The organism is Deltaproteobacteria bacterium, from assembly GCA_019308905.1.
Taxonomy (GTDB): domain Bacteria; phylum Desulfobacterota; class BSN033; order WVXP01; family WVXP01; genus JAFDHF01.
Genome location: JAFDHF010000025.1, coordinates 31,656 through 57,254 on the forward strand (window position 1 = coordinate 31,656; position 25,599 = coordinate 57,254).

General features: G+C 58.6%; 22 protein-coding genes. 19 read left to right on the top strand and 3 right to left on the bottom strand.

Features of this window, described 5'->3' with window-relative positions:
- Positions 1–2: 2 nt before the first annotated feature.
- From JRJ26_09880 to JRJ26_09915, 8 genes are all read left to right on the top strand, one after another.
- Positions 3–1,547, top strand: a complete 1,545-nt coding sequence (locus JRJ26_09880) for a putative baseplate assembly protein (GenBank protein ID MBW2057788.1) — start codon at positions 3–5, stop codon at positions 1,545–1,547.
- A complete protein-coding gene (locus JRJ26_09885) occupies positions 1,544–2,479 on the top strand; it encodes a hypothetical protein (protein ID MBW2057789.1) in 936 nt (311 codons plus the stop codon). The genes JRJ26_09880 and JRJ26_09885 overlap by 4 nt, the downstream gene beginning before the upstream one ends.
- A gap of 21 nt (positions 2,480–2,500) precedes the next feature.
- On the top strand, positions 2,501–3,754 hold the full coding sequence (locus JRJ26_09890; protein MBW2057790.1) for a hypothetical protein: 1,254 nt from the start codon (positions 2,501–2,503) through the stop codon (positions 3,752–3,754).
- A 100-nt stretch (positions 3,755–3,854) separates the two neighbouring features.
- Positions 3,855–4,448: a helix-hairpin-helix domain-containing protein gene (locus JRJ26_09895; GenBank protein MBW2057791.1), complete on the top strand. Its 594-nt coding sequence runs from the start codon at positions 3,855–3,857 to the stop codon at positions 4,446–4,448.
- A gap of 5 nt (positions 4,449–4,453) precedes the next feature.
- A complete protein-coding gene (locus JRJ26_09900; GenBank protein MBW2057792.1) occupies positions 4,454–5,344 on the top strand; it encodes a glycosyltransferase in 891 nt (296 codons plus the stop codon).
- A gap of 237 nt (positions 5,345–5,581) precedes the next feature.
- Positions 5,582–6,985 carry a hypothetical protein gene (locus JRJ26_09905; GenBank protein MBW2057793.1) on the top strand — a complete coding sequence of 468 codons (1,404 nt, stop codon included), beginning with the start codon at positions 5,582–5,584 and terminating at the stop codon, positions 6,983–6,985.
- 3 nt (positions 6,986–6,988) lie between these two features.
- Positions 6,989–8,032 (top strand): hypothetical protein, encoded by a 1,044-nt coding sequence (locus tag JRJ26_09910; protein MBW2057794.1) that lies wholly within the window; start codon positions 6,989–6,991, stop codon positions 8,030–8,032.
- Positions 8,033–8,060: 28 nt separating this feature from the next.
- Positions 8,061–9,581 (top strand): hypothetical protein, encoded by a 1,521-nt coding sequence (locus JRJ26_09915; protein ID MBW2057795.1) that lies wholly within the window; start codon positions 8,061–8,063, stop codon positions 9,579–9,581.
- 168 nt (positions 9,582–9,749) lie between these two features.
- Here JRJ26_09915 and JRJ26_09920 read toward each other — a convergent pair whose 3' ends face one another.
- From JRJ26_09920 to JRJ26_09930, 3 genes are all read right to left on the bottom strand, one after another.
- The gene (locus JRJ26_09920) at positions 9,750–10,280 is read right to left on the bottom strand and encodes a hypothetical protein (protein ID MBW2057796.1); all 531 of its coding nucleotides are present in this window, start codon (positions 10,278–10,280) and stop codon (positions 9,750–9,752) included.
- A 5-nt stretch (positions 10,281–10,285) separates the two neighbouring features.
- On the bottom strand, positions 10,286–11,095 hold the full coding sequence (locus JRJ26_09925) for a hypothetical protein (GenBank protein ID MBW2057797.1): 810 nt from the start codon (positions 11,093–11,095) through the stop codon (positions 10,286–10,288).
- Between the two features lie 69 nt (positions 11,096–11,164).
- Positions 11,165–11,530: a hypothetical protein gene (locus JRJ26_09930; GenBank protein ID MBW2057798.1), complete on the bottom strand. Its 366-nt coding sequence runs from the start codon at positions 11,528–11,530 to the stop codon at positions 11,165–11,167.
- 486 nt (positions 11,531–12,016) lie between these two features.
- Here JRJ26_09930 and JRJ26_09935 point away from each other — a divergent pair, with 486 nt between their 5' ends.
- From JRJ26_09935 to JRJ26_09985, 11 genes are all read left to right on the top strand, one after another.
- Positions 12,017–13,321 carry a hypothetical protein gene (locus JRJ26_09935; GenBank protein ID MBW2057799.1) on the top strand — a complete coding sequence of 435 codons (1,305 nt, stop codon included), beginning with the start codon at positions 12,017–12,019 and terminating at the stop codon, positions 13,319–13,321.
- Between the two features lie 28 nt (positions 13,322–13,349).
- Positions 13,350–14,291, top strand: a complete 942-nt coding sequence (locus JRJ26_09940) for a peptidoglycan-binding protein (protein ID MBW2057800.1) — start codon at positions 13,350–13,352, stop codon at positions 14,289–14,291.
- A 62-nt stretch (positions 14,292–14,353) separates the two neighbouring features.
- The gene (locus tag JRJ26_09945; protein MBW2057801.1) at positions 14,354–14,515 is read left to right on the top strand and encodes a hypothetical protein; all 162 of its coding nucleotides are present in this window, start codon (positions 14,354–14,356) and stop codon (positions 14,513–14,515) included.
- Positions 14,516–15,166: 651 nt separating this feature from the next.
- Positions 15,167–16,387: a transposase gene (locus JRJ26_09950; protein ID MBW2057802.1), complete on the top strand. Its 1,221-nt coding sequence runs from the start codon at positions 15,167–15,169 to the stop codon at positions 16,385–16,387.
- A 378-nt stretch (positions 16,388–16,765) separates the two neighbouring features.
- Positions 16,766–17,872 carry a P1 family peptidase gene (locus tag JRJ26_09955; protein MBW2057803.1) on the top strand — a complete coding sequence of 369 codons (1,107 nt, stop codon included), beginning with the start codon at positions 16,766–16,768 and terminating at the stop codon, positions 17,870–17,872.
- Positions 17,873–17,921: 49 nt separating this feature from the next.
- Positions 17,922–19,646, top strand: a complete 1,725-nt coding sequence (locus JRJ26_09960; protein ID MBW2057804.1) for an amidohydrolase — start codon at positions 17,922–17,924, stop codon at positions 19,644–19,646.
- 298 nt (positions 19,647–19,944) lie between these two features.
- The gene (locus JRJ26_09965; protein ID MBW2057805.1) at positions 19,945–21,492 is read left to right on the top strand and encodes an ABC transporter substrate-binding protein; all 1,548 of its coding nucleotides are present in this window, start codon (positions 19,945–19,947) and stop codon (positions 21,490–21,492) included.
- A 60-nt stretch (positions 21,493–21,552) separates the two neighbouring features.
- Positions 21,553–22,575, top strand: coding sequence for an ABC transporter permease (locus JRJ26_09970; GenBank protein ID MBW2057806.1), 1,023 nt, complete (start codon positions 21,553–21,555; stop codon positions 22,573–22,575).
- A gap of 11 nt (positions 22,576–22,586) precedes the next feature.
- Positions 22,587–23,480 carry an ABC transporter permease gene (locus JRJ26_09975; GenBank protein ID MBW2057807.1) on the top strand — a complete coding sequence of 298 codons (894 nt, stop codon included), beginning with the start codon at positions 22,587–22,589 and terminating at the stop codon, positions 23,478–23,480.
- A gap of 7 nt (positions 23,481–23,487) precedes the next feature.
- Entirely contained in the window at positions 23,488–24,465 is a 978-nt protein-coding gene (locus JRJ26_09980) for an ABC transporter ATP-binding protein (GenBank protein ID MBW2057808.1), read from the top strand.
- Positions 24,466–24,489: 24 nt separating this feature from the next.
- Positions 24,490–25,452 (top strand): ATP-binding cassette domain-containing protein, encoded by a 963-nt coding sequence (locus tag JRJ26_09985; GenBank protein MBW2057809.1) that lies wholly within the window; start codon positions 24,490–24,492, stop codon positions 25,450–25,452.
- Positions 25,453–25,599 lie beyond the last annotated feature (147 nt).

Here is a 25,599-nt window from a genome sequence, read left to right on the forward strand (position 1 = left end):
CTATGCCGATCCCCCTGCCGAACCTGGATGATCGCACCTTCACCGACCTGGTGGAGGAGATGCGGGCCCTGATCCCCCGGTATGCACCCGCCTGGACGGATCACAACGTATCAGACCCGGGGATCACCCTGGTCGAGCTATTTGCCTGGCTCGCGGAAGCCCTTATCTACCGTTTGAACCGGATCCCGGAGGCAAGCGAAGTCCGCTTTCTCGAGTTGTTAGGCGCCGATTTCCGTCCTGCCGAGCCTGCTTCGGTGACTCTGGCCGTCACCGCTCAGGGGCTGGAGGCCGGGCTCACACTGCCTCGGGAGACACCCCTTGTGGCCGAATCGGGCGGAACAGGGGAGCCCCTCCATTTTGAGACTGTCCGGGCCCTTCGGTTGACGCCGGAAAATCCAGGCGGCCTCCTTGAGGCACGGCAGACGACCCTGATTCGAAACGAGCGGCTCGGGACAGCCAACGGGATGGCCCATCAGGTTTTCTCCCTGGCCCGTCCCTTTGTCGTTCTCGATCCCAGCGACCTGCCGCCTCAGGTACCGGAGGTGCGGGTAGAGGGCGAGGCCTGGCTGTACAGACCCAGCCTGGTCGGCTCCACGCTCCACGATCCCCACTTCACCGTGGAGCCACGCCTCGGCGTGATCCGCTTCGGCGGCGGCAACATGGGACGAGTCCCCCAGGAGGGTGCCGAGATCATCTCCACATACCGTTCCACCCTGGGCAGGGGGGGGCGCGTCCCGGGAGGGACCGAGTTCAGGATCGACCAAGAGTCGGACAATCTCGACCAAGGCGTGAAGGCAGCTCTCGATTCGGGGGTATCCCTGTCCATCTTCAGCAAGGCAGAAAGTTCAGGCGCCATGGATCCGACGGGAATCCAGGAGGCACGTGATCAGGCGGCCCGCGCCCTGAGGAAACGCTGGCGTGCCGTCCGGGCCGAGGACTTCGAAGAGCTGATCCTGGAAGAGGCCGGCCTCAACATCGCCCGGGTCAACTGTCTGGCAGAGCGGGATCTGACCTCCCCCGACCCTGACCTCCCCCGCCACGGCCACGTGAGCCTCGTGGTCGTCCCAAACACGCCGGGGGAAAAACCAAAGCCCACGGCCGACTGCATCGCCCGGGTCTGGAGGCTTCTGGACGAACGGCGACTGATCACCTGCCGCCACCACGTTCTCAGGCCGGAATACACGGATATGCGCATCCGTGCCTGTGTGGTTAGAAAAGACGGGGTCGAAGAGAAAACCCTCCAAGGCCGGATAGGGATGAATCTGAAGGGCTTCTTCCATCCCCTCGAGGGTGGCCCGGCCCGGCAAGGGTGGCCCTTTGGAAGGGACGTCTACGCCTCCGAGGTCTACCAGGTGATCGAAGGAACATCAGGGGTGGATCACGTGGAATCTCTCGTCCTTGAAACCAGACAAGAGGAGGGGGGCGGCTGGACCGCGGCGGGCGACCGTGCGGCCATACCCCCCAACCACCTGGTCTACTTCGATCTTTCCGCCAGTACGATCCAGGTGTGGTCCGCCCGTACCACCCGAGTGGAGAAGAGCCTATGAAGGGCCCGACCCAAAGCCGCTACCTCGACTATCTACCTGCCCTCTACCGGGAAGATCCCTTCTTGGGAGAGTTCCTCCTGCCCTTTGAAAGGGTGTTTTCGGCCTTTGAGGGGGTTCTCGCAACCATCGACCGGTACTTTGCCCCTGCCCTCACCGACGCGGAGTTCCTGCCCTGGCTGGCCACCTGGGTCTCCCTGGTCCTTGACGAGGAATGGGACGAGGCCAAACGGAGGCGGCTCATCGGCGAGGCGGTGGAACTCTATCGGTGGCGAGGCACGGTGCGGGGTCTGAAGCGGTATCTCGAGATCTATACCGGGCTGGTACCCGACATCCGTGAATGCCGCTGGCCCGCGGGCTTACAGATCGGCGTCGCCTCCCGGATCGGGGGCACAAGCCCTGAGGACATATCCATAGCCCGCATCGAGAAAGCGGTGCGCCGCCAGCCGCCGGCCTATCACGACTACTATGTGGTTGAGCGTGTCGAAGGGGGGGAGATCCACCAGTGGTACTACCGGGCCGACACGGTCAGGGAGGTCACACTCGAGGACGGGGATGTAACCATACATCGGGTGAACGGTCAAATCGACCACTATGAGGGTGCAACCATCACCCGCCGCGACGGGCTCGTTGATGAGGATTACACCCTTGCCGTGGCAGACAAAGAGGGCAACGGGCAGACCGTGCATTACAGGGGAGACACGGTTCTCGTAGACGAGGCCGAGCTGCCCTACAGGTTCATTGTCGACGTCCAGGTCCCACAGGCTGAGATGGAGAAGGTGAAACTCGACAAGGTGCGGGCCATTGTGGACCTGGAGAAGCCGGCCCACACGATCTACTACCTCAAGCTCACGCCGGTGGTGACCCTATACCGGCTGAAGCCGATGCAGATCGGAATCCGATCCACCATCGGCCTGGATACTACCGTCGGTTGACGAGGACAGAGAGGAAGGACCATGATCAATATCACCGAATTCAAACGTCTAAATTTCTTCACCGGTTTCTTCACCACGGCAGATGACTGGACCCAGGGCCAGAACTACCACATGGAGAAACGGATGCTCCACAACCGCGGACTCCACACTCCCGGTATCTTCCGGGGTGAGAGGGACGATCTCCGCGTGGAGGCGGCAGGGGGATTCAACATCCGGGTGCTTCCCGGGGCGGCCCTGGACGGCGCCGGGAGAGAGATCTACCTCGGCCAGCCGGGCACCCTCACCATCCACCCTGATGCCTACTCCTTGCCCCAACCGGTCTACGTAGCCATCCGGTACGAAGAATCAGAAACCGATCGGGTCGAAAACGTACAAGCACCGCAGTACAGCGGCTATACACGGGTAGCGGAAATTCCCCGCCTGGAGATCACTACCTCACAGCCGGACAACAGGCTCCGGCTGGAGCTGGCCCGCATCGTTCTGCAGCCGGGGGCAACGGGGATCGCCAACCCGGTCGACCCCGACAATCCCGGAGGCAACGAGATCGACCGCAGGTACGTCGTCTGGGCCGGTTCTGTGGGCACAGCCGAGCGACCCCTCCCACCTGCAGTAATGGAGGAAGTGGTCCAACTCATGGGTCGCAAAAGGCGGGACTTTGCAGCCCTTGCCCGGGCCTTTCCCGTTCCTTCGGCCGAGGATGTCCGCCACGGAGCCCTGGTTCTGGAGATGTTGGCCCGCACCGGTTCTATCCATCCCGAAAACCTTCCCGCTGTGCTTGCCGCCCTGGCCGCCGTGGAGCAGGACGTGGGGCAGGAGATGGGCACAGCCCATCCCGGGGTCGTCGCCACACCCGAGTATCAGGCTTACGAGGCAGCGGTCTCTCTCCTGATTACCTCCCTCCGAGAGGGGGCTGAGATAGGTCTCCTCCTTACAAGGGAAGATGCCGTGGCAGAGGCGGCCCGGGAGATCTCCGAGATCGTCATCCAGCCTCCCGTGGCTGAAGCAGGGGCGGACAGGACTGCTCTAACTCCCGGTGACACCGCGAGAATAGCCCTCGACGCTTCCGGTTCTCATGCCTTCGGCGGACACGAGATCACTCGCTACGAGTGGGAGTTGGCTGAGACACATGGCGAGGCTCCTATAGCCCATGCGGGTCGCGACCGGGTGGTCTTCACCGGGGGTGAAGGGATGGTGGTGACCCTTGACGCGGGTGGATCCCGCGCCTTTGGAGGCCGGCAGATCGTCCGGTATCACTGGAAGAGGAAAGAGGATTAGAGAGTCGAGGCCGCCAGGAGGTGGCTCTCAGGAAGGGAGGACCGGCAGTCCTCGGACAGGCGGCAACTCCGCACTCTGACGCTGGAAAGGAGCACACATCATGGCATACACAATCGACGATTTTCCGATCGTTACAGACCAACCCCGCATCGAGGTGGACCTGCCCGTGGGCCGACACGTGCTGGAACTGGTGGTGGAGGACAGCGCAGGCCTGAGAAGCGCCCCGGACACGGTTGTCATCACCGTGCTGAGGAGACCGGGACCTACACCGACCCCCACGGTCACACCCAGACCTACCGTGACACCCAGACCCACGGTTACCCCCAGACCTACCGTGACCCCCAGGCCGACGGTCACACCCAGGCCCACCTTTACGCCGAGACCGACCGTGACGCCGCGGCCCACATTCACGCCCAGACCGACGGTCACCGTAAGGCCGACCATGACCGTAAGGCCCACCGTGAGACCCACAATTCGACCGACCCGCTTTCTCCCGAGCGATTACCCGGACCGCCGTGTGGACGAGGTGAGAGGTATCGGCCGGTCTTACACGGAGCGTCTGAGAGCCGGTGGGATCACGAATCTGGCCGAGTTGGCCTCCATGGAGCCTGCACGGTTGGCCCGGATGCTCGATGTTTCAGAGGTGAAAGCCATGAGCTTCATCGACGAGGCCAGGCGCCTGCTCGTGGGGTAGAAAAAATGAGCCGCGGGAGAGTCACCGTCATAATCCCCGCTTATAACGAGGGGGAGAACCTCGTGGACACGGTGGGCTGTATTCTGGAAAACACCACCTACCCCGACTTCGAGGTGGTGATCGTCGATGACGGTTCCACAGACTCGAGCGGAGACCGTGCAGCCGTCCTGTTCGGGGACAAGGGGCCGGTTTCCCTGGTAAGGGCAGAAGGCCTGGGAGTTGCCGGCGCACGCAATCATGGTGTTAATGCCGCCAGCGGAGAGATCCTCCTCTTCCTGGACGGTCACTGCTATACACCTCCAGGCTGGATGAAAGCCCTGATCGCACCCCTTGAGGATCCGAAAACCGGCATGGTAGGGCCCTCCTTTGCGAGCCTCCAACATGGCGACGGCACGCGGGGACTGGGAATCACCTGGCGCGACTCGAGCCTCGAGATGGAGTGGCTCCTCGAGACGGGCGATCTGCCCTACCCCGTTCCTCTCCTGCCAGGAGGCTGCCAGGCCATGAGGCGGGCGGACTTTGAAAGAATCGGGGGCTACGACGCCGGGATGACCCGGTGGGGCAGCGAGGATCAGGAAATCAGCCTCCGGATCTGGCTGATGGGTTATGACGTACTGGTTCAGCCCCAGACCGTCATCTATCATCTGTTTCGGGAGAGCCACCCCTATAGAGTGGATATGAAGAGGATCATTTACAACCGCCTGCGCATGGCCATGGTCCATCTCTCCAACGACAGGCTTGCCAGGGTGCTTGAGCACTACAGGGATACCCAGGGATTCTGCGAGATAATGATCTGGCTCCTGGAAAGCGATACCATGGACCGGCGCAGGTATTTCCAGGAGCGGCGGTGCCGGGACGATGACTGGTTCTGCAGGCGCTTCGACTGCCGGATCTGACAGGAGGAATCAGCGGGCCGTCCCAGTTCCAAATGATGGGGGGTCGCAGGGGTCTTTTCCCTTGCCTTCTTTTTTCTCCTCTACATGGGGCGCCGTCTCTTCAAGGCAGGAATCATCTTTCCTCCAGGGCTCCCTCGGGACAGGCCGTGCCGGCCCGTACCCCTTGCTTGATCGGGCAAGACAACCAGGAGAGTCACGGATAGAACCCTTGGAAGAAGGGGACCGAGAAGAGACCCGATGAATACACGCACCAGAGCGGCTTCCAGAAAGGTTGAGACAGAGCAAGGCAGTCCGGCCTCAGAAGCACGCAGGCCTGAACTCTCCCCGTCTGACAATCCCCTTGCCGCCCGCATACTCCTCCTTCAAAAGAAGGTGGGGAACCAGGCCGTTCAGAGGCTGCTTCGACCCGAAGGGGTTGTTGCCCGTTTTCCGTCACCCCCTGACTGCCATACCTTCGTACCCGGCCTTGCATACGTAAAGCCCATCATCAAGGAGGGATACGACGGCACGGCGTATACGGCCATCAGGTCGGGATGGTGTCCCAATTCATGGAGACGGCGATGGCAGATCTACGACGCGGAAGACAGGCTCCTCTACGAGTCCCACTATACCCTGCCGGAGCCGACCCTTTACATTCCAAAGGATGTGGTGGCCAGAGGTAAAGCCGGCGGAAAGGATAGACCCTGGTCTGTGTGGATAAAGGTGACCCACACTTTGGAACCCTTCGGCGGTTCGGATCCGAAGAATTTTCCCCACTCCTACATGAAGTTCTACGTGTACGACACGTGGGAAGAGTTCATGAAGGACCCGAAGGCGAGGCTCTCCGATGTGACTCAAAAGCCCGGCCAGGGAGGCAGGCCGACCCCGCCGAAACCCGCCGGGTCGGCCGCTCTTTCAGGGGCACGTTCGGTGGTGGACTACGGCAGTGTAGTGGCCATGCACGAAGCCTATCTCCGTGAGATCTACGACGGCTCTGCCAGGGCAATTACAGATACGGCCAAAACCATGGTGGAGAAGGGCGTCCCACAGGGGGACGCGGCCAGGTGGGCCGTGGAAGCACGCAATCAGCTCAAAGTGAAGATCAGGGCCCAGGGCAACCCCATCCTCAAGAAGGTCTTTGAAGCTCGGAACCTCAGGGAGTATCACAACAAGTTCGGCCCCAGCTACGAGCAACTCTACGCCAAGTATGCCAAACAGGGCCTTTCGCCCGAAGAAATCAACACCAAAATCATCCGCGGTGCCGGAAAACCCAACATCCTGGTCAACCGCTGGGCAGGGCGCCTGCGGGTGGCCGGCAAGATACTCATCGCCCTCGATATAGCCGTGGCCGGGGTCAAGGTAGCCCTCGCACCCGAGGGCGAGAGAGTCCGGGTGGCTCTCCAGGAGGTCGCACGAATCGCCGGCTCCCTGGCCCTGGGTGCTGCAGGAGCCAAGGCCGGGGCAGCCGCCGGTGCTGCCGTCGGTGCCCTCTTCGGCGGGGCAGGTGCCATTCCAGGCGCCATCATCGGCGGCATTATCGGGGCGATCGGCGGGGGCTTGCTCGGGGGATGGCTGGGAGAGAGCCTGGTCGAGAAGATCTACGAGATGTTCCCCCCCTCGGATTGCGTGTTTGAAGGGGAATTCAAGGAGGAGGATCAGTAACCCTTGGATTTTTGCACCCTGGTCTGGACGCCTGAGGACGTTCGCGTAATTACGGATCTTTCGGTGTTCACGGCGAAAATCGCTATCCCTCCGAAAGACCGCTATTGGCTCGGCTTGTACCGTGACAAGGCGGGGGTGATCTATCTCCGGGCCAAGGGCAACCGGCAGCCCTTCTGGATAAGCCGGGATGGAGGGCTGGATTTCGAGCCCCTCGCCCCTGTTCCCGGCAACGGCGAGGCGATTCCAGGCTACCGCTGCAAGGTGCACTCGACCGCAGGAGTCCTCACCGCCGTGGAAGGCCGTCATTTGTGGGTCTACGGTGAGGGGGGCCGGTGGACCCGTCGTAAACTCCCCCAGGAATTCCACTTCCGCGACGTCAGCATCGACCCTGGTGGGGGAGCCTGGTTTGCCGGTTCGGTGGACTCCAGGCGGATTCCCGGCGAAGAGACCGAGGCGGCCGTCCGCTACCAGGCCGAGCCCGGGGCTCCCTTCGAGCCCAGGTCCCCGCGCTTGAACCCCCTGGACGGTGCCAGGTTGATCCGAGAGGGAGGTCTTGCCGAACTCAGAACCATCGATGCCGAGGGCCCTCCTGTTATCGCTGCCTCGGTCTGCTCGTGGCTCCTGGATGACGGTTCTTCCTTCGTGTTTGTCTTCGGCCCCGACCGCACCCATACCAGGAGGCTCAAAGGAGAGATGATCCGCTCCATCGACAGATCCGACCAGCCTGGATTTCGCCTATTCACCTGCCAGGGCACGGTCTGGCAGGCCCGCGGGACTCGTTGGGAGGGCCGTTCCATGGTGGGGCCGATCCTGAAGGCTCTCTGCGTCTCCGGGCGCACCATCCTGGTCCGCGCAGTGGACACATGCCGGAAGAGAATAGTTGCCGCCGTGGAGGCAAGCCCGCCCGGCGCGGGCGGCTGGGCCCAGGACCCCGAGTTCACCGCCGTATGTGTCTCCCTCGATGGGGGAAAAACATTTGAGATGGTGCACCGTTTCGACTTTCGCGAGGGTGTCGAGATCCAGGATGTGACCTGGCTCTGCCACTGACAATCACAAACCCCGGAAGAATCAGGAAATGCCTGGAAAAGAGCAATCCCCTGAAAAGACGACTCTATCGGAGCAAAACCACCCGGCGGACAGAACAGACCTGGTCTCCCGGGCAGGGGAGCCCGATTTCCCTCAATCCATGGGATCTCCCCACGGGCGCATCCTCTCCCTCCAAAGAACCATCGGTAATCGAGCAGTCCGAAACATGATTGCGTCCAGCACCTTTCAGACAAAGCTCCAAATCGCCCGGGCAGCCGACAAATACCGGGGCAGGCCCGCCCCCTTCGCACCCGTGCCTCGTAGAAAGCCACAACCGGAGCGAGAAGAAGACCTCATTCAGACAACACTGCCTTTCGAACCGATCCCGCGGCCGGTTCAGACAGAGGCCGAGCCTGAAAAGGAAACCGAGGGAGCATTCCAGCCCAAAAGCGTTGTTCTGAGGAACGTCCCCTGGGATCCGGATTATGGACTCTTCGAAAATCGCATCATAGCCGAGCTCGGAAAGACAAAGTACGGGCTGACCGTTCCATTCCGTATGTACTACGCCCTCCTTGGAGAATCCAACCTTGAGGAAGTTACTTACAAGGGCCTTTCGCCCAAGGGGCTCCGTCCTGAGGCGGTCACCCTTCGAGTGGATGTCCGGAAGGGTACAGGGGAGGAGCTACCTTGGCATCTCTCCTTCAGCCTCCTCGATTTTTCAGTGCCCGGAGGAGGACCACAGGCGGCCGGGGTCGCCCTGAGGAAACGCGTCAGGTTGACCTTCGCCGACCAGGAGTGGGAATTGGGCTTACTCCAGGCTATCGATACGATAGATAACTGGACCGACTCAGCCATAACGGCGATCCGGAATCAGCAGGAACTCAACAGAGACCAATGGATAGTCAGTTTTTGGGCAGAGGCGCTGGCCGGCGTTTCCATACCAAGCCCGGGCCGTTTCAGTGGCGTGACAAAGTCCCTGCGAGAAGCGAGGAGAATGGTCGAGGAGGCGGACCGGCCGGGGTTCCGGGACAATCCGGAATGGGTCGAAAACCAACTCGCCCTTGCCGAGATGTATCTCCGCATCGCACAGATTCGATTCAATGGGGCTTACCGCGAGTGGAACGAGTACCGGAAAGGCGTGATCAAGGGGGCAGCCACAGGCAAACGCATCTGCGAACTGGCGATCGTGGTGATCACCGCGCCAGCCAGCCTGCCCCTGGAGTCGGCCCTGCTGGCAGGGGTGGCAGAGACTGCCCTCCAGGTGGGAAAAAGCGTCTTTCTCGATGACCAAATCGATGTGGTGGATATTCTGCAAGCCTCTGCCACAGCATACTTCTCCAGTCTCGTGGCAGGGAAGATGAGAGGGCTTTTCGACAGCTCCCTGGCAAGGTATGGTGATCGGGGATTGAAGTGGCTGAACAGGCTCACCGAACAACAGCTCAAGCAGGGTCTCCAATTCAGCTTGGACGGTGTCGTGAATGAATTCAGAGGCAAGGGTGCCACCACAGAACAAATCACCCGGAGGTTGGTCGATCGAGCCTCTGCGGTCTGGGCCGGCATGGTAAGGTAGCACCAGTGGGCAGGGTCAAGGATTACCCACACGTGAGCCCCGAAACGGTCACCCGTCTTGCCGACCGCAGCGTCCCGGAGGGCGGAAACGATGGGGCAGCCATCCGCAAGAATCCTCGTTCAAACAGTGATTCGGGAAACTCCAGCCGCTCTCTCCCCGGTCGATCCGTCACGTCCTCCTTCTCAGAAGGTAGCCTATGGTGACTCTCAACAGATACCTGGCAAGAAACCTCTGAAGAAGAGCGACAAGAAGTATCCAGGCAATAAGCAGCCCCACATAGGTAACCGCTTTCCCCTGATCAAGAAGAAGCCCCCTCGCCGGCACAAGGGCAAGGAAAAACCCGAAAACCGTGTTCAACGCCAGGGGAATCGCTTTGAGCCGCTCCAGGGAGGCGAGAAAAGTCCGCACCTTGGCCCTGTGGACCTCGTAGGTCTCCTCGTACGATCGAAGTCCGGCCGGGCCGTATCCGGATCCGTCAGGGCCCCGCATGAGATTGATGATGTCCCCGTCGGCCTGGATAACCGTTCGGAAGAGCAGCGACTCCCTTCCACCTCCCTGCCCTGCCCTGGGTGGGGCTTCCGTGTCGATCGAGACCCCTCCCTCCAGGAGGAAGTCCGGCAGGCTTCGCACGACAAGCCTCAAGGACTCGGCCAATCGGCAAAGGACAAAACCCCTCTCTTCGGCCAATCTCAGAGCCATCTCGGTCAACCCAGGATCGCTTCGAATCCTTTCCCGGCGATGCCGGCCAGCGTTTTGACCAGATTCGACCAGAACCTGGTGGAGGTCTCAATGGAATCGTTGTGCATCCGGAGAACCGTGGCGTCCGGAGCCTCGGCGAAACCTTCCGAAAGCCGCGTCGTAACATCTCCGTCGATCTGTATGACGGTCTGGAGTACGATCCGCTCGGTGCCTATCTCCCACGCCTTCCGGATCCGGGTCACCTGTTCTGCCGTGAGATCCAGATCCGCAAGTCCGTTCATCTGTTTCCTCTCGATGTCGTTGTTCCACATTTGGGAGGCCGTGTGGGCGGGCGCCCGCTCCAGCCGGCCTTCTCTCTCCTCCTGTTCCAGAACCTCCCTCCCCTTCTGTTCCGGCACGTCACGGTATCCCTTCTCCCCCCTCTCAATCAGGCCCCGAACGTTCTCCCTCAACTCATAGAACAGGCCTACCATATCTGACGACTGATCCCGAATCCGTTCGAGTATCTTGATATCCTCCCGGAGTTCTCTTTTTTTCTCTTCAGGCGCTCTCCTCTCCCTCTTCTCGTACTCCCCTATACCGTACTTGGCACGATCACGCAGTTCACCAAAGGACCTGATCCCTGCAAACCGCCAGTATACAGGATCCCGAACGCCGAGCTCTTTCAGCTTCAGGTGATACCCCCGCGCCAGTTCATAGAGAGCCTGCCGTCTCGATGGAGGCATCTTGATTCCCGACATGTCTTCCTTGATGATGGTGTTCACTTCGAGGGTGAGAAGATCCTGGGCCAGTGTCCTGAAAAAATCCCTTTTCATCGCAACCCTTACCGATTCTCTCTCAGACGCACGGGATCAAAAGCACCGTCTCCCGTTCGGAACCCCCCATCAGCCCTGCTCGAGAGCGTCTATGTCCTTTTTGCTTTTGAGGGCCGCTACAGCCAGACCGACCAACTCCTTTAAAGCCTTTATGTTGCCATCTATGATCTCCTGGCCCCGTTTTTCCCTTTCGGCGTGGAAATCCCGGATGCCGGCGTAAGGCTCTTCCAGGAAATCCTCGCTGAATGCCGTTGTGATGTCCCCTTCCAGGAGATCTATCTGGGTGATGATGGTCTTCACCTTCCCCTCTGCATACTCGATCTTCCTGGTCTGGGGGTTCCATTTGAAATTTCCGATAACCGTACGGATCTCAAGGGTCTTGAGGTTTTCGATCTTCTCCAGGATTTTGTCCACAAAGTTCTTTCCTTCGGGCATGGCAGTCCTCCTTTGGCGGGTCTCTGTTTGAAATCCCGGTTAAGCTTTCTTCCTACTGGTCCGTCTTGCAATCCGATCGTCCAGGCCTCGCTCAGGCCGGGAAAACGGCCAGAGATCGGACCGATCCTCAACCAGCAGGCTTCACATGAATAACACAAAAACACGGAAAGAAAAACAAAAATCCGCGCTGGAGTTTCTTCGCTTCTGGAGAATGTGTAGACGATCATCAAGTCCACTCCTTGCGAAAATCCCTGGCCGAAAGGTCAGGAAACTCGAGCCTCCTGTCGAGGCAAAACCGGTTGACTTTGCCGCCCTGCCTGCTAACATAGGGGTAATACACCGCTTGTCTGCACCGTGGAATCGGGCAGAGCAAGGAGAGAGTGTGAGTGGGGCCCGGTCTCCCGGCCAGGAGGGACGGGCTCTTTGTCTGTTCCCGCCATGGGCCGGAAGACCTCATGCCGTACCAAACAGTGGGGAGGGGGTGTGATGCTCGTTCTTATCAGTGACCTGCACTTCACCGATGGAACCGCCGGAAAACACAATGTTCCCGCAGATGCGTTCAGGATATTTTTCAGGGCCGTCTCCGGGACCGCCAAGAGGCTCAAGAGAGCAGGGGGAAAGATAAGAGAAATAAAGATCGTCTTCCTGGGAGACATCTTCGACCTCTTGAGGACAGAGACCTGGTTCGAGCACCCGGTCAGTGAGAGGCCTTGGGGTGGCGATTCTGAAGGCATCGAGAAGAATGCCGCTACGATCCTCGATGGGATCATCAAAGAGAATCAGGATGCCTTCGGCCTCCTCGGCGGAGACCTGAAGAGGGAGTTCGGCCTCCCCTCCGAGCCTGAGAGGATCTATGTTCCTGGAAACCACGACAGGCTCTGTGACAGGTACCAGACCCTGAGAGACAGGGTGTGTGACTGCCTCAACATCCCCAGGCGGGGGTCTCTGCCGTTCGAGCATTATTTCGAGGATGTCGACTACGGCGTGTTTTGCAGGCACGGCCACGAATATGACCAGTTCAACTACGAAGGGGGCCTCTCATATGAGTACGACGAATACATGCGCGTGCCCATCGGAGACCCCATCACGACCGAGCTCATAAGCAGGCTGCCCCGTGTCCTGAAGGGGAAGATCGAGTCCCTTCCTCTGACGGCTGAAGAGAAAGGGAGGCTGGTGAGAAATTTCCGGGACATAGACAATGTCAGGCCCTTTTCCGCCGTGCTTGAATGGCTGCTCTACCAGGTGAAGAGGAACTTGAGCCTCAAAGAGATGATAGAGGTGTCGGTAGACGAGGTCATAGGGAAGTTCAACAACCTGGACTTTGTCAGAGCATGGTACAGGCACCACGACCGGTGGACGGACTGGTGCGACGAGGCGGACAAGATCCAATCGGTGCTCTGGCTCTACGAGCATTTCAGGGCCTTCCCCTCGCACAGGCTCCTCGCTCATTTGATGCAGATAAAAAGACGGCTCTCAGAAAGGGACGATTTCCTGGAGGCTGCTTACAGGGAGTATCTTCACCTGGACAGCAGGATCTCCTATGTAGTCTATGGGCATACTCATGAACCGAGGCGGGTCCTTCTCGATGTGGTTGAGAACGAAAGAGGCAGAAAGGAGCATTTCTATCTCAACACCGGAACATGGCGGGTTACGCACCAGAAGGCGACGAAGGGGCCGGGTTTCATGAGTCTCAAGAACATGACCTGGGTTGCTTTCTACAAGAAAGAGGAGAGGGGAACGGACTTCCCCTCCTTTGAGACTTGGACAGGATCCCTGAAGACGGCTCGCTGACCGATGCCAAACATATGGATCCGAGATCATGGGAAGGAGAAAAACCATGGCCTTCAGGCTCAACAGGGCCCATCTCGAGCGGCTCTGCCTCATCAACAGCTTTCCGGTTCGTGATCGGGGCATGGTCTTTTTCGGCTTCCGTGGATGCCTGCCCCTGGACGAAGACGACCAGGAGTTCAAGGCCGAGCACAGGGTCGTCCTGGCAGGAATCGACTATCTCCACCCCCGCTGCATGCTCGGACAATGGCTTCCAAGGGAGGGCAGAATCGCCCTTTTCCCGGGCAGCACAGTCCCTCACCTGAGGTACGTAAAAGCCTCAAAGGAGAAAGACGGCCTTGGGGCAAACCAGATGATGACGGGCTACTACAAGGACTACCGGAAAGGTATCCACCTCAACGGTAGCCCCACCGCCCACGAGGCCTTCAGGCAGACAGAAGGGCATCCCGTACGCAGGACCGCCGACGACTTCGACTTTGACAATGACGACCGCGTGGAGTTCGCCAATCCCTATGACAACATCCATGCGGGCTGGACCATGGGAGTGAACCATGACTCATATGCCAGCGCTGGATGCCAGGTGATCGTGGGATATCCCAGGTGCGAAAGCCGGGGGAACATGCCCGACGAGGGCCCCTGGAAACGATTCAAGGCAAACGCCTACGGCCTCGACCAGCAGGGTTTTCCCTATCTCCTCCTCAACGGCCGGGATGCACAAAAGACGGCCCTCGGGGGTACTCGGAAGGTGCCTGCTCGCCTCCGTTTCGGATCGAAGGGCGACCTGGTCTCGGCCTTGCAGGAGGCATTGCAGGAAAAAGGTTACTACGAGGGCAACCTGGATGGTGATTTCGGCAGGAGAACGATCCGCGCCGTGCTGGAATTTCAGACGAGAGCCTTCGGGCCCGGAGGGGACGATGGGATAGTGGGACCCATTACAGCGTCGGCCCTGGGCCTGGGATGGCCGAAGGTGTGAGCGCCAGGATCCCTTTCCTTCTTGCCTAACGCCCGTCGGTCCCCTGAGGGAGGGAGAACAAAATGAACAAGCTCTGCATCTTCCTGGCAATGAGTGTTTTCGGATGGGCCGGCTGGTGGATAGGCAGACACTTTGGATTCATGGCCGGATACATCCTGAGTCTTATCGGCAGCATAGCCGGGGTCTACATAGGCTGGCGCATCTACCGGGATTACCTGACATAGGGGCAAAGGGCGGACCGGCCAGCCTCTGGTCTTCTGTGGAGCTTTCGATATTCGTGATTCGTGTTCGTGATTCGTGTTCGTGATTCGTGTTCGTGATTCGTGATTCGTGCCGTGGCGAAGGGGCAGGAATTCCCCGCCCGCGAACTCCGAAAGGGTCACCGCGAGAGCTTGGGAGTGAAGGGACAAGGGTGTTCTCCAAAAGTCGGGAAACTCCACCTGGTCAGCAATTCCGCAAATTGATTTGTTAGTTCGAGAGAATCCTTGAGAATCCAAGCAGTTTAGGGCTCTGTGGGAGACTGAGCAAAGTCGCGATTGAAAAAAAGGGTTGACAGGTGAGCCCATCTGTCTGGTAAAGAGAGACAGCTCCGTTCGCGCTTGATGCAGCTTGTCCGTTCTGGAGGGCTTGTGCGGGGCAACCTGGTGACGCTCAGGAATACCTGTGGCAAGCCCAACTGCAAGTGTCAGAGAGGAGAGAAGCACGAATCCCTTTATCTGGCCCAGAGTCGGAGAGGAAAGCACCACATGCAGTATGTTCCTCGAACTTGGCATCTTCGCATCCGGGCTTGGGTGGGCCGGTATCAGGAGATTCACCAGATTCTGGAATCCTTATCCGAGCAGTACTGGCAGAAGTTAGAGAAGAAAGAGGAATAGTTGCTCCGGCGATTCTTCCGATATCTGGAAAGGGTTTTTGATTTGTCGGCTTTGCTCGGCCATCTGCGCGACAGTCGTCACTCTCCTCCCATTTCTACCCAGACGGTCTTTTATTGTGTCTTTTTGCTGTTTGTTCTGAGGCTGGGCAGCTTGAATGCCTTGGAGGCCCATTATCGGACAGGGTCAAGGAGGCGGACATGGGCAGGCCACTTGGGTCAAGCTCCTCCCAGTGCGGATACGCTGGGCTATAGCTTAATGCGGTTTGATTGTGAGACCCTCAGACAGATGATTCATCAGGTCTACAGGAGGCTCCAGCGCAACCATCTGATTGGCCAGATCCGCTTGGATGGTTGGTTGATCGTTGCCCTTGATGGGCATGAGTTGTTTTCAAGCTATTCGAGATGTTGTCCCCAGTGCTCTACCCGGCGGATTCATACGGCCCAAGGAGAGCGGATTCAGTATTATCATCGGGTTGTTGTGGCTCAGCTTTTGGGAGGCAGTTTTGCCATTGTTTTGGACATTGAACCCATCAGAGCAGGCGAGGATGAGGTAGGGGCGGCTACTCGATTGATGGAGCGGCTTTTGGGAAGGTACCCGAAGGCCTTTGATGTGGTGACGGTCGACGGCTTATATGGACGGGCGGGTTTTGTGAATCTATTGACCAAACATTGTAAACATATCGTGTTTGTTCTCAAGGAGAACAACCATGATCTGCTAGAAGATGCCAAAGGATTATTTTTGAACCAAGCCCCCCTTGGCAAGCAGGACGGCTCCGGGCTCTGTCAGCGCTGGGACGAGGAGGGATTCGATGCTTGGCCAGACCTCAAAGACACCCTTCGAATTGTCCGTTCTTTGGAGACCAAGCCCAAAGCCAAGCAAATCGAGACTTCTGACTGGTACTGGGCCACAACCCTACCCAAGGCGATCGTCTCTACCGATACGATCTGTCGAATCGGACATACGCGCTGGGAAGTAGAGAATCAAGGGCTCAATGTTTTGGTCAATTACTACGGCCTGGATCATTGCTTCAAACATCACCCCACCGCCATTGTGGCTTTTGCCCTGGTCTGCTGTCTCGCCTATACCCTGTTTCAGATGTTCTATTATCGCAATCTTAAAATCCCGCTATCTCACCGAGGGTCCATGCATTATGTCAGCCAGATGTTTGTTCAAAGTCTCCATGAGATGCTTCAGAACCCTGCCCACCTAAAACCCGATTGACCTTGCCCAACCCAAACCGCCCGGACCACCGAATTACCAGCAGTCACTCCTCGCCCGTAGAGGGCCAACGACCCAGCTCGGCCTTGCCACCCATACCGACCATGTAATAACAAGTTCAAAGCTCAAAACCCAGGACTCGCGACTCTGCGCCACCCTTCAAACCAGAAAATACTCCTCCAATTCAGGACCTTATCCAAAACAAATCACGTAAATGCGGAATTCCTGCCCTACCCTCTTTCTCCTTGACACAGAATTTCCCTTCTCCTATACTCGTCTCACAAAGGGACGGCGGGAGTCCCTCCGGCGGGGCCCTCCGCTTGATGGCTCTCATCAATGGGCTCCGGCTTGCCGGGGAGCAATCGCAAGGGGAATCGATAGATGGGAGACAGCCTCGAGAAAAGACCAAGGGCCCGGGACCTGGGCATACCCCTTGAGGGCAGACCGGGACCGATGAATGCAATCACGGACGTCAAGGGGGTCGAGGTGGGCCATGCCACGCTCATAAGGGGCAAGGGGAGACTCGTCGTGGGGAAAGGCCCGGTCAGAACAGGGGTCACCGCGATCTTGCCCCGGGGCAAAAAGGGGCCCGGCCGGGTCTTTGCCGCGTGGTTTTCCCTCAACGGGAACGGCGAGATGACCGGCACCACCTGGATTGAAGAATCGGGCCTTTTAGAAGGCCCCATCATGCTGACCAATACGCACAGCGTCGGAGTTGTCCGGGACAGTGTGGTCGAATGGCTGGCAAAACACGGGCTCATGACCCAGCCATGGGCCCTCCCGGTTGTTGCGGAAACCTATGACGGTTTTCTGAACGATATCAATGGGTTCCATGTGAATAAAGAACACGTGTTTGAGGCTCTGGACAAGGCCGGTTCCGGCCCCGTGGCAGAGGGAAACGTCGGAGGCGGGACCGGAATGATCTGCTATGAATTCAAAGGGGGTATCGGGACAGCCTCAAGGAAGCTGGAGGAAAGGGATGGAGCCTATGCTATAGGCGTCCTGGTACAGGCCAACCACGGGCGGAGGAGGCAGCTCCGGGTCGCCGGCGTCCCTGTCTGTACGGATATGACAGAAAATCTGGTCTGGTCCCAGGACCGCTCGCGCGTGGCAGGCTCGATCATCATCATTGTGGCAACGGATGCACCGCTGATGCCCCACCAGTTGAAGCGAGTGGCCAGACGGGCCTCTCTGGGGCTGGCAAGAACCGGTAGCACGGCGAGCAACTACTCGGGCGACATCTTCCTCGCTTTCTCCACGGCAAATCCCGAGGTTGCAAGATCCTCAGGCGTGGCCCAGATGACCATGCTTCTTGAGGACCGAATGGATCCCATTTTTGAAGCAACCGTCCAGGCCGCTGAAGAGGCGATCATCAATGCACTGGTTGCAGCAGAGACAATGACCGGTATCGACGACCATACGGTCATAGCGATCCCCCATGACCGACTGAGGGAGGATCTTGAAAAATACGGTCGTCTGATGAGATAAGCGTGCAAGGTGAAAAGAGTGCGAGAATCGAGCCGGGAGGACGAACGGGATGAATGGAGGCAAGTCGAATACGAGCAGGGCGGGCAAGAATCCCGCTGATTTGGTGCTTCAAAACGCCGCGGTTTACACGGTCGATCCCAGCCGCCCGTGGGCGGATTCACTTGCGGTCAAGGGCAAAGAGATCGTCTATGTGGGAAGCAACACCGGGGTTGGTGCCTACATCGGCCAGGGCACAGAGGTGATAGACCTCCACGGAAAGATGGTCCTCCCGGGATTTGTCGACTCTCATGCCCACGTGTCCCTGGGTGTCTCGCTGGTTCCTTCCGTGTCGGTTCAACTCTTCAACCTGCCGTCCCTTGCCGCGTATCAGCAGGCCTTGAGAGATTTCGCGGCGAGACGTCCCGATCTGGAAGTCATCTATGGTGCAGGCTGGACCAACTCCATTTTCCCTCCCCTAGGGCCCAGAAAAGAGGACCTCGACGCCGTTGTGGCAGACCGCCCCGTGTCGATGATGTCAGAGGACGGCCACGCGGTCTGGGTAAACTCAAAGGCCCTCGAGGCAGCAGGCATCGGCAAGGGAACCCCTGATCCACGAGGTGGTGTGATAGAACGCGACCCCGAGACGGGCGAGCCCTCCGGGACACTGCGGGAAACCGCCATGGACTCCGTCCATAGTATCCTGCCTCCGTACACAGTCGAACAGATGAAGGAGGGTATACGAGCCTATGCAGCCATGGCCGCAAGAGAGGGCATCACTACCGTCCACGACCCCATGCTGATCTGTCCCGGCGACAGGGAATCCTACCTGGCCTCGGGGCTGGCCAGGAACAGTGTCGAGGCCTTTTCACAGCTCGAAGCCCACGGTGAGTTGAGCCTCCGTGTGAGAGGGTCTCTCCTGACCTTACCGACAAGAGGCCCGGCACAGGTTTCGGCATTCCTCTCGGAACGTGCCAAACACAGGGGAGCACAGTTTCAGATCAACTCGGCCAAGATATTCGCAGACGGTGTCATAGAGGGGAGCACCGCCTATCTTTTCGAACCTTACGCACACATGCCGGAATACAGGGGAAAGAGCCTCTGGGAACCGGACGCCTTGAAGGAGATCTGCAGGGTCCTGGACCGCGAGAAATTCCAGATTCACGTTCACGCCATCGGCGATGCTGCCATCAGCATGACACTCGACGCCTTTGAACACGCAAGAAACGCAAACGGCCCCCGGGACTCACGCCACCTGATCACACATCTCCAACTCCTCGGTCCCAAGGATATCCCCCGCTTTGCCTCCCTGGGGGTCATCGGGGTACCCCAGCCCATCTGGTTTCTGAAGGGCGACTACTACTACAAACTGGCACTCCCTTACCTGGGCCGCGAGAGGGCAGATCGCCAGTACCCCATGAAGAGCTTTTTCGAGGCCGGTGTCAGGATGGCCGGGGCAAGCGATTTTCCGGTCACGCTCCCATGCCCTCCTCTGCTCGGCATCATGACCGGTGTAACGAGATGCGAGCCGGGCGTCGCAGACCCAGGCGAGGTACTCTGGCCGGAAGAGCGGGCAAGCCTCAAGGACATGATCGCCTGCTTTACGATCAACGGCGCGTACGCCAATTTCCTCGAAAGGGAAACAGGCTCGCTCCAGGTAGGCAAAGTGGCGGACATCGTTGTAATCGACGGGAACCTCTTCGAGATGCCTGCCTCTGAGATCGGGAAGACCCGGGTTGTGCTGACCCTCTTTGAGGGAAGAGAGGTCTACCGGGATGCTTCACTCCACGGGGAATAGGGTTTTCTCCCCTGGGGGCTAGGCTCTCTCCAGTAGTTCGTTGGCCCCGGCCGACCCCTCTTGCTGTTATGAGACTTCCTTTCGGCCAAGAACCGAGTCAAGAGGGGGGGCACCTTCAGAGCATGCCCTTCCGGCGCGACCCGGCCCGGGGGGGCGGGGAACTATAAACGGTTCCCCGTATCCAAAGGAGGTGGTGTGCAAACCACCGGAGCGAGGGGGAGAGAGAACGCCGTCAAATCCAGACGCCCCCTTTTTTCCTGGGTATGGAACATGACAAAACCACGACAGGAGGTGTGACATGTCTGTTGGGAAGAGAATCTTTTCCACCGTGGTGTTGGTTCTTGCCTTCACCTTCTCTCTTGTATCGATCGGCACGACCAAGAACATCATAAAGGTATTCATGTGGGAGATCAAGGATTGGGACCCCCACGTCTGCTATTCCGACGGGGCCCGGATCCTGACCAATATCTACGAAACTCTCGTCAGATATGAAGACGGAAAGGTGACCCCCTCCCTGGCCACCTCCTGGGAGAAATCCGACAACGGAAGGGTCTGGACCTTCAAACTCCGCAAGGGAGTGAAGTTTCAAAACGGAGAGCCCTTCAACGCTTATGCCGTGAAATACTCGATCGACCGGCTGCTGAAGATGGGCAAAGGAGGCGCATGGAACTTCGAGCCGATCAAGGAGACAAGGGCCATCGACGAGTACACGGTACAGTTCGTCTGTGACGAAGCCCAACCTGTGGACCTCATGATGACATCCTATTACGGTCCTTACATCATGCCCCCGAAGCTGACCGAGGCAAAGGGATCGGAATGGTTCCAGAGAGGCAATGCCTGCGGCACCGGACCATACAAGCTCAAGTCCTATGAAAAGGGGGTCGGCGCTGTACTCGAGAAATTCGACGACTACTGGGGAGGGTGGAAGCCCGACCAGTTCGACATTGCGATCTACAAGATCATCAACGAGTCCTCGACAGCAGTCCAACTCCTGAAGCGGGGTGAGATGGATATCATCGAGATGGTGCCCATGGAGGTCCAGGAGAGCCTGGCAAAAGAGCCGGGCATCGAGATGGCCGTCTTCGAGAGCACCCAGAATCTCTGGTACCATCTCCATAACCAGAAATTCCCCACAGACGACATAAACGTGAGAAAGGCCATCAGCCACGCCATCAACGTCGACGAGATGATCGAGACCATCTTCGGTAAAAGGAACGCCGTCAAGGCCGTCGGGCCCATCCCGTACAGCCTCTGGGGCCATGACCCCACCCTGAGGACTTACGATTACAACCCGGAGAAGGCCAAGCAGTATCTTGCCAAATCCAGATATGCAGACCAGTGGAAAAAGGGGGAGCTCAAGCTGACTATCACCTCCTATGACGAGACCAGGCTGGCACCGGCGACTTACATACAGGCGGCGCTGAAGAAGATCGGGATCACCGCGGAAATCGACTCCACTCCCTGGCCCGCCTGCTGGGAGACTTTCAAGAACAAGGAGAGGTGTCCACAGATGACCTGTCTTGACTGGTGGGCGGAATGGCCGACACCCAGGACCTTTCTTACCGGGCCCTGGTTCAAGGAAGAGGAGACACTGTTCAACTGGGCCTACTACTACAACCCGGAGTTCGAAAGGCTCGTCAATGAGGCGATGACTTACGAGGCGACCGACATCTCGAAGGCCTCGGAGTATTACAGCAAGGCCCAGCAGATCCTGCTGGACGACGCTGCATCGTTTTTCGTCGCCGATTTCAATTACGTGGTCTTCAAGAGAAAAGACATCAAGGGCCTGAAACTCCTTCCGCTTTACAACGGTGCTTACTGGATTTACCGTCTGTCGAGAGGATAATCCTCGAGATGCCGCCCCGGAGGTATGCCGGGCGCGGCATCCTCGGACGCACGTACGCCAATGGGCTATTACATTCTGAAAAGAGTCGCCTTCATGGCCATTGTTCTCTGGGTCCTGACGATGGTGACCTTCTTCCTCACCACCATCGCCCCCTCGGACCCGGCCGGCCTGTGGGTGGGGCCGCGACCCAAACCGGGACAACTGGAAAAGGCGAGAAAGGAACTCGGCCTGGACAAGCCGGCCCATACCCGCTATGTGCTCTATCTGAAGAGACTCGTGCACGGAGATTTCGGTGTTTCAATCCGAACCCGCCAACCCGTGGCCGGGGAACTGAAGCGATATTTCCCGGCCACCATCGAGTTGGTCACCGTTGCCATCATCCTCAGCCTGGTCGCGGGTATCCCCTTGGGCATCTACACCGCCTTCCACAGGGAATCCCTGGCCGACCACGCCGGGAGGATCTTTTCGCTCTCCGGCGTCGCCGTCCCCATCTTCTGGCTCGGGATGATGTTTCAACTGGCCTTTTCCAGTGGCTGGCAACTCCTTCCTCTCCAGGGGAGAATTTCCAGTACCGCTTTTCTCCTCTACCCCATCGACACCAAAACCGGGTTCTATCTCATCGACACCCTGATAACCGGCAACTGGCCGGCCTTCGTGGATTCCGTGACGCACATGGTCCTCCCGGCGGTCACCCTCGCTTTTGCCTCCCTCGCCTTCGTGGTGCGGATAACCCGTTCGTCGATGATCGAAGTCATGAATCAGGACTATATCCGGACTGCCAAGGCCTTCGGCATGAAAGAAAAACTGATTCACTACAAATATGCACTCAAGAACGGGTTGATTCCGGTTGTCACCGTTGTCGGGCTCTCTTATGCCTATGAGATGGGCGGATCCATACTGGTGGAAAGCATCTTTGACTGGCCGGGAATGGGGCGATTCCTCTGGCTTTCGATTATCAACAACGATTACCCCGGGATCATGGGCGTGACCATCGTGTTTGCCGTCATATGCTGTACGATCAATCTGGTCGTCGATCTGCTCTACGCGTTCATCGATCCCAGGGTGAAGACCGGAGGAAAGTAGAAGGAACAGAGATGCAAACCACCTTTGCAAAACCGCCCTCCCCCTGGGAGCGCAAAAAGGAGCGCACCGGCTATTACCTCTACCTCATCCGGGGAAACCGCTTGCTCATGCTGGGGCTTGGGATCGGCGCTCTCCTGGTTTTCGTGGCTCTGCTGGCGCCCTGGGTCGCACCGTTTCCGGGAGATGCCTCGGGCGACATTCACATGCACAGCAAGCTCCTTCCCCCGTCTCCACGCCACCTCATGGGAACAGACCATCTCGGAAGGGACATATTTTCCAGGGTGCTCTACGGATCCAGGTACTCACTCTCCATCGGACTCGGGATCGTCCTGATCGCACTTCTCATCGGCATCCCCCTGGGCCTGGTCGCCGGATACTTCGGAGGACGGATGGATGAAATACTGATGAGAATCTGCGACGGTTTTCTCTCTTTTCCGACCCTGCTCTTGCCTATTGTCATCGGCGGGGTGTTCGGAAGCAGCATGAAGATCAACATGATCGGGCTGGCCATTGTTTGGTGGCCCTGGTATTCGCGGCTCCTGAGGGCTCAGGTCTTGGTCACCCGGGAGCAACTCTACGTGTTGGCGGCCAAATCGATGGGCGTCAGAGACGGGGTCATCATCCTCCGGCATGTAATATCGAACAGCATAAGCCCGGTCCTGGTCCAGGCTTCCCTGGACCTCGGCTACGCGATTCTGGCGTCGGCCTCGCTCAGTTTCATCGGCATTGGTGCCAGACCCCCTAGGGCTGAGTGGGGGTTCATGATCAGCGAGGCGAGGCCCTATTTCTTGAACTTCTGGTGGACCACGACCTTTCCCGGACTCGCCATCTTCTTATCCGTTTTTGCCTTTAACCTGCTTGGGGACGGCCTGAGGGAGGTTCTGGACCCCAAGGTACGCCAGTGAAATGCCGATGGGTACGGACAGGATTCTTCTGGAAATCAGGAACCTCGGGGTCGAGTTTTCCATGTACAAGAGCACGGTAAAGGCGATCCAGGGGATCGATCTCACTATGCAGAAGGAGGAGACCCTGGGACTCGTGGGCGAATCCGGTTGTGGGAAATCCGTGACCGCCCTATCGATCGTGAGGCTCATCCCCTATCCGGCCGGCAGAATCGTCTCGGGCGAGATATGGTTCGAGGGAGAAAATCTCCTGAACAAAAGTGAGAGGGAGATGCAGGAAATCCGGGGCAAGACTATTTCCATGATTTTTCAGGACCCCATGACCTCGCTCAACCCGGTCTTTACAGTGGGAGACCAGATAGAAACGGTTATCCGGCTCCACCAGAAAGTCTCAAAGTCCGAGGCTCTGGATCGGGCTGTGGAGATGTTCTCCATGGTGGGATTGTCAGACCCCCTCGCCGCTCTCGGCAAATACCCCCATGAGCTGAGCGGCGGGATGTGCCAGAGGGCCATGATCGCCATGGCCCTTTCCTGCAGGCCGAGTCTCCTCATAGCCGACGAACCGACAACGGCCCTCGATGTGACGGTTCAGGCACAGATACTCCACCTCATGCGAGATCTGAAGACCGAGGTCAGAACCTCCATCCTCTTGATCACCCACGACCTGGGGGTGATCGCCAAGATGTGCGAGAACGTCGCGGTAATGTATGCTGGCAGAATCGTAGAGTACGGAAGCCTGCGTCAGATTTTCAAGGACCCAAGACACCCCTATACCAGGGGACTCCTGGCCTCGACCCCGAAGCTGGGAGAGGCCAGGGATCGTCTGGAAACAATCGAGGGATACGTGCCGAACCTCGCAGACCCGCCTCCGGGATGCCTTTTCAACCCCAGATGTTCCCAGGCCAGCGACATCTGCCGCGCGGAAGTCCCCGGAACCGTTGAAATAGATGGAGGCCATCTCGTGTCCTGCCACCTGTGGCAGGGATAACCCGTACGCCAGAGAACCCGGTCGATGGAAAGATTGGTCCGTGTCCGACACCTGAAGAAATACTTCCCCGTCAAGCAGGGTCTTTTGGGAGGGGGCAAGCGGTTCGTCAAGGCCGTGGACGATGTCTCCTTCGAGATAGGTCGGGGCGAAACCCTGGGCCTGGTGGGCGAATCAGGCTGCGGCAAGTCCACCGTGGGCAGGACCATCATGAGGTTGGTAGAGCCCACGGGAGGAGAGGTCTTTCTCGGGTCAAAGGCGATCTTCAGCCTCACCGAGGAAGAGCTTCGGGCTGTCAGGAAGGAGATGGCCATCGTGTTCCAGGATCCATATTCCTCGCTTGACCCGAGGTTGCGGGTAATGGACATCGTCGCCGAGCCCCTGAGAACCCACACGAGCCTGACCGGAACCAAGTTGAGAGGGAAGGTACTGGAACTCCTCCGGCACGTGGGTTTGGGAAGTGAACATCTGGCCCGCTACCCCCACGAGTTCAGCGGGGGGCAGAGACAGCGGATCGCCATAGCCAGGGCTCTCGCGTTGAACCCCTCCTTCCTGATCCTCGACGAGCCCACCTCGGCACTGGATGTATCGGTTCAGGCTCAAGTCCTCAACCTCATAACCGGCCTCCAGAAAACCTTCGACCTCACCTACCTGTTCATCTCCCACAACCTCGCCGTGGTGGAGCACATCTCACACCGGGTGATCATAATGTATCTCGGCAGGATCGTCGAGGCAGGCCCGACCGACGCGATATTCCTCAACCCCGCACACCCTTATTCGAAAGCCTTGCTCTCGGCCGTCCCGAACCCAGATCCCGACCGGCAGACAGAGGAATTCGTCCTCATGGGCGACGTTCCCAGCCCCGTGGACGTGCCCAGCGGGTGTGCCTTTCGCACGAGATGCCCCTTGGCACGGGACATCTGCAGGGACCGGCTGCCCCTTCTCACCGAGATCGAAGAAGGCCACTCGGCGGCCTGCCACCTTGTATAAATACCACGGCCGCTTAATCCAGGCGAAAAGATGTGGCCCGGAATCTTCCTCCGCAGAAAACCTCGGATGGCCCTCCGCGCCAGGGCGCCTTGCCCATTCGGAAGAGACAGCACCTTTTGGCGCATGCCGTGTTTCATGAATATCCAC

Excerpts from the sequence above, each read along its gene's own strand:
- JRJ26_09965 (MBW2057805.1), top strand. The coding sequence starts at position 19,945 with ATGTCTGTTGGGAAGAGAATCTTTTCCACCGTGGTGTTGGTTCTTGCC.
- JRJ26_09955 (MBW2057803.1), top strand. The coding sequence starts at position 16,766 with ATGGGAGACAGCCTCGAGAAAAGACCAAGGGCCCGGGACCTGGGCATA.
- JRJ26_09930 (MBW2057798.1), bottom strand. The coding sequence starts at position 11,530 with ATGCCCGAAGGAAAGAACTTTGTGGACAAAATCCTGGAGAAGATCGAA.
- JRJ26_09900 (MBW2057792.1), top strand. The coding sequence starts at position 4,454 with ATGAGCCGCGGGAGAGTCACCGTCATAATCCCCGCTTATAACGAGGGG.
- JRJ26_09945 (MBW2057801.1), top strand. The coding sequence starts at position 14,354 with ATGAACAAGCTCTGCATCTTCCTGGCAATGAGTGTTTTCGGATGGGCC.
- JRJ26_09935 (MBW2057799.1), top strand. The coding sequence starts at position 12,017 with ATGCTCGTTCTTATCAGTGACCTGCACTTCACCGATGGAACCGCCGGA.
- JRJ26_09885 (MBW2057789.1), top strand. The coding sequence starts at position 1,544 with ATGAAGGGCCCGACCCAAAGCCGCTACCTCGACTATCTACCTGCCCTC.
- JRJ26_09985 (MBW2057809.1), top strand. The coding sequence starts at position 24,490 with ATGGAAAGATTGGTCCGTGTCCGACACCTGAAGAAATACTTCCCCGTC.
- JRJ26_09915 (MBW2057795.1), top strand. The coding sequence starts at position 8,061 with ATGCCTGGAAAAGAGCAATCCCCTGAAAAGACGACTCTATCGGAGCAA.
- JRJ26_09920 (MBW2057796.1), bottom strand. The coding sequence starts at position 10,280 with ATGGCTCTGAGATTGGCCGAAGAGAGGGGTTTTGTCCTTTGCCGATTG.
- JRJ26_09980 (MBW2057808.1), top strand. The coding sequence starts at position 23,488 with ATGGGTACGGACAGGATTCTTCTGGAAATCAGGAACCTCGGGGTCGAG.
- JRJ26_09925 (MBW2057797.1), bottom strand. The coding sequence starts at position 11,095 with ATGAAAAGGGATTTTTTCAGGACACTGGCCCAGGATCTTCTCACCCTC.
- JRJ26_09905 (MBW2057793.1), top strand. The coding sequence starts at position 5,582 with ATGAATACACGCACCAGAGCGGCTTCCAGAAAGGTTGAGACAGAGCAA.
- JRJ26_09975 (MBW2057807.1), top strand. The coding sequence starts at position 22,587 with ATGCAAACCACCTTTGCAAAACCGCCCTCCCCCTGGGAGCGCAAAAAG.
- JRJ26_09960 (MBW2057804.1), top strand. The coding sequence starts at position 17,922 with ATGAATGGAGGCAAGTCGAATACGAGCAGGGCGGGCAAGAATCCCGCT.
- JRJ26_09940 (MBW2057800.1), top strand. The coding sequence starts at position 13,350 with ATGGGAAGGAGAAAAACCATGGCCTTCAGGCTCAACAGGGCCCATCTC.
- JRJ26_09895 (MBW2057791.1), top strand. The coding sequence starts at position 3,855 with ATGGCATACACAATCGACGATTTTCCGATCGTTACAGACCAACCCCGC.
- JRJ26_09970 (MBW2057806.1), top strand. The coding sequence starts at position 21,553 with ATGGGCTATTACATTCTGAAAAGAGTCGCCTTCATGGCCATTGTTCTC.
- JRJ26_09890 (MBW2057790.1), top strand. The coding sequence starts at position 2,501 with ATGATCAATATCACCGAATTCAAACGTCTAAATTTCTTCACCGGTTTC.
- JRJ26_09880 (MBW2057788.1), top strand. The coding sequence starts at position 3 with ATGCCGATCCCCCTGCCGAACCTGGATGATCGCACCTTCACCGACCTG.